This is a genomic window from Shewanella litoralis, from assembly GCF_009828585.1.
In the GTDB taxonomy this organism is placed as follows: domain Bacteria; phylum Pseudomonadota; class Gammaproteobacteria; order Enterobacterales; family Shewanellaceae; genus Shewanella; species Shewanella litoralis.
On sequence record NZ_WSRZ01000113.1, the window covers coordinates 1 to 358 of the forward strand.

The following is a 358-nucleotide window of genomic DNA, read 5'->3' on the forward strand; positions in this document are numbered from 1 at the left end:
AGGCCGTCAAGCTTTCCCCCGCAGCATCTGAAGGCCTTGGAAGCGGCCGTGTGACGATGAGGAAGACCGTTGCCAAGCCAAAGGGACCATCAGGAAGCCCATGGTACGGATCTGAACGAGTCAAGTACTTGGGCCCATTCTCTGGCGAGCCACCAAGCTACCTTACCGGAGAGTTCCCCGGAGACTACGGATGGGACACCGCCGGACTCTCTGCTGACCCCGAGACATTCGCAAGGAACCGTGAGCTAGAAGTTATCCACAGCAGGTGGGCCATGCTCGGAGCCCTTGGCTGCGTTTTCCCTGAGCTATTGGCCAGGAACGGAGTCAAGTTCGGAGAGGCCGTTTCGTTCAAGGCCGG

General features: G+C 59.2%; 1 protein-coding gene. It reads left to right on the plus strand.

What is annotated here, in order from left to right:
- Window positions 1–358 (plus strand): chlorophyll a/b-binding protein (locus GQA99_RS20335; protein ID WP_160057026.1); only part of this gene is annotated, 358 nt, incomplete at both ends.